The organism is Desulfobaculum sp. SPO524 (genome assembly GCF_044987625.1).
In the GTDB taxonomy this organism is placed as follows: domain Bacteria; phylum Desulfobacterota; class Desulfovibrionia; order Desulfovibrionales; family Desulfovibrionaceae; genus Desulfobaculum.
The window spans coordinates 1-247 of record NZ_JBJDSB010000020.1 but is presented as its reverse complement, the minus strand read 5'-3'; the positions used below and the strand labels follow the sequence as shown (position 1 = coordinate 247).

Sequence of the window (247 nt, the reverse complement as noted above, 5' to 3'; positions counted from 1 at the left end):
GGGGCACACGAAAAAAGCCCCGGAAATACCGAGGCTTATGTGTCGTAATGGCGGAGGGGGAGGGATTCGAACCCCCGGGGAGCGTAAACCCCCAACGGTTTTCAAGACCGTCGCAATAAACCGAGCTCTGCCACCCCTCCGCGTGGATGGGTGGCGAATATATTCGGGACTGGGGAGAATGTAAACCTTTTCTGGACAGGGATTGTTTCCGGCAAGGCGGGGCGGGTGTTTGAGTGGGAAGTGGCGG

The 247-nt window shown here is 58.3% G+C and carries 1 tRNA gene; it reads right to left on the bottom strand.

Annotated elements, in window-relative coordinates:
- Positions 1-48 precede the first annotated feature (48 nt).
- A tRNA-Ser gene (locus ACI3L3_RS16905) sits at positions 49-140 on the bottom strand.
- Between the last annotated feature and the right edge of the window lie 107 nt (positions 141-247).